The 2,566-nt window shown below is 52.5% G+C and carries 3 protein-coding genes; all 3 read right to left on the reverse strand.

From position 1 onward, the window contains the following. The coding region (locus ACXRVY_RS23705) for a nucleoside triphosphate hydrolase (RefSeq protein WP_458238396.1) at window positions 1-643 on the reverse strand (643 nt) is incomplete at its 3' end. Window positions 644-932: 289 nt separating this feature from the next. Next, entirely contained in the window at window positions 933-1,859 is a 927-nt protein-coding gene (locus tag ACXRVY_RS23710; RefSeq protein ID WP_108219387.1) for an ABC transporter substrate-binding protein, read from the reverse strand. A gap of 46 nt (window positions 1,860-1,905) precedes the next feature. Continuing rightward, window positions 1,906-2,566, reverse strand: a 661-nt coding sequence (locus tag ACXRVY_RS23715) for an ABC transporter permease subunit (protein ID WP_458238397.1), incomplete at its 5' end; no start/stop codon positions are given.

Genomic DNA, 2,566 nt, shown 5'->3' on the forward strand with positions numbered 1-2,566 from the left:
GTTCTTCATCTGTGATCGTGAAGTCAGCTCTACTGCTGGCCGAAATCACAAACTCGGCATTCGGAAGGTCGTTGCAATGAACTTTTTCATAGGCAGTAGACTCATCGAACCCGAATGATCGCCATCGATCAAGCAGTCGCGTCTCCAGGGTTTTACGGTCAACCTGCAGCATAATGGTGGTGTCAAAACAGTCCTTTAAGGACGACCATGGGGCAAGATTCAATAGAAGGTAGTTTCCTTCCACGATGAGATATTTCACGTCAGAGGAAACCAATCGTCCTGCGGCACGGGATATCTCCAGGTTACGATCGAATACTGGAACGGCAACCGTTGGTTCGTTGTTCGCACGAAGCCGCAGCAGCAGACTCCTGAAGCCACCCACATCGAATGTTTCGGGGGAGCCCTTACGGTCTAAAAGGTTCAAGGATCCAAGAACCGCGTCATCGTAATGAAAGCCATCCCCGGGGATGACCGCTGCACTCCCCGGCATAATACGATTAAGGGCCTCTACCAAGGCCTCAGAGACGGTGGACTTACCGGCACCAGGTGGCCCCGCCAGCGCAACGACAATTCGATTACCAGGCAGAGCCTTGACGTAGTCAAGTAGCTCTATGCTTACTATTGTGTTTGCGTTGGAAAACATGCCAGGTTTCTCGTCAGCAAGCGTCGTTCACGCCCCCATACCGAGATACGTGGAGCTTGAACAATACTTATGGATACATAATGACAACAGGATCAACTGAATCCTTAGCGAGCACACCTCTAAGAGGCCAATAATTGAAGCACATCCATGGGCCTGATACTTAACCAGAGCCACCGGAAGATCATTAAATTCAGGCTGTTCGGCTACTACGAGTACCTCGCAGCAGCCATTACCCGCATTCCAGATGTGGCTGGATACCCCTATGCCACCTGACTAAACCGCATATTAGTCATTGGTCAGCTTGCCAACCTTTGTACTCCATAACATTAGCTCGGGTTACAAGTGAGGGTTGAAGCAGTACCGTTGTGCTCTCCAGGGATTTGCCATTCAGCAGGTCGTTACCCATCGTTACGGCCTGTTGTGCCTGGCCCCAAGGGGACTGAGAGGCAGAAGCCTGGATCTGTGTATCGCTTTTGAGTGCTGTCTCTATATCGGGAGCCCCATCCACCGATGCGATAATGATGCCTTTACGCTTGAGTTGTTTTGCTGCCAGGTCTGCACCTATGGCTTGGGGATCATTGATAGCGAACACCGCGTCGATTTTTGCAAAGCGAGTCAGGTCGCCTTGCATCACGCTGTAGCCACCTTCTCGCGAGCCTTTGGCATCCTGATTATCGGACAGTACCTTGATATCGGGTGCCTGTGCGAAAACACTCTTACACCCATTGACACGATCCAGGACTGCTGAAGTCTGCGTACCATTCTGGATAATAACGTTACCCTTGCCACCCAGCTGCTCGGCAATGTACTGACAGACTATCTTGCCGGCTTCAACGTTATCTGTCTGTACCGTGGCGTTGGCACCCTGCACCATGACATCAACCCCCACAACCACTATGCCGGCCTTTCTGGCTTTGGCAATCGCAGGTGCAATCGCTACAGGGTCGACGGCATTGACAAGAATCAGGTTTACGCCCGACGAAATGAAGTTATCGATCTGGGTGAACTGCTTGTTTAGATCGTAGTCGGCCGAGACTGAGGTGAATTTTGCGGCGGGGTTGATCTGCAATGCCTGCGCTTTGGCGCCATTTACCATCGCTACGAAATACGGATTTCCCAGCGAGCCAACGGTTATCCCGACGGATTTCAATTCTTGCGCTTGAGCGGTATTAAATGCCAGGAGTGCACAAGCAGCGGCCAATATTGTTTTTTTCATGAGCACAGTCTCTTATTGTTGGAGTATTAGAGGAGTTTTATAGAGTTCAGGTTCGTGCGCCGGCCTGCCGAAAACGATCGAGTGCTACCGCCCCGATGATGACGACACCCTTGATGATGTATTGCCAGATATCCGAAACGCCCAGCAATATCAGACCGTTGGAAAGTGTCGCGATGATCAGGGCGCCAATCAGCGTACCGACGATGGTGCCGACGCCGCCGGTGAAACGTGTGCCACCCAGGATGACGGCGGCGATAGCGTCGAGTTCATAGGACTGGCCCATTTGCAGACCGTTGGCCGCCATCAAACGAGCGGAAGTCATGATGGCCCCCACACCTGCCAGCAAACCGGATATGGCGTAAACGAAGAGCAGGACTTTCCAGACCTTGATTCCCGATAACCGCGCGGCCTCAGGATTGCCACCCACTGCGTAAATCTGTACGCCTAAAACCGTCCGACGAAGAATGAGCCACGAAAGAGTCACCACTACCAGCGCGATGACAACCAGCCATGGCACCCCGAACAACGTATCGTTTCCAATGAAGGCAAATGACAAGTCGGGGTTGAACACCGTTTTGTCTTCGCCGATGAGGCGTGCGATCCCACGCATCGCCGTCAATCCGCCCAGTGTGACTATAAACGCAGGCAGCTTGCCAAAAGCGACCAATACGCCATTGACGAGCCCGAGCAACAGGCCGATTCCAAGC

Source organism: Pseudomonas sp. P5_A2_2, from assembly GCF_054177685.1.

Excerpts from the sequence above, each read along its gene's own strand:
- ACXRVY_RS23710 (WP_108219387.1), bottom strand. The coding sequence starts at position 1,859 with ATGAAAAAAACAATATTGGCCGCTGCTTGTGCACTCCTGGCATTTAAT.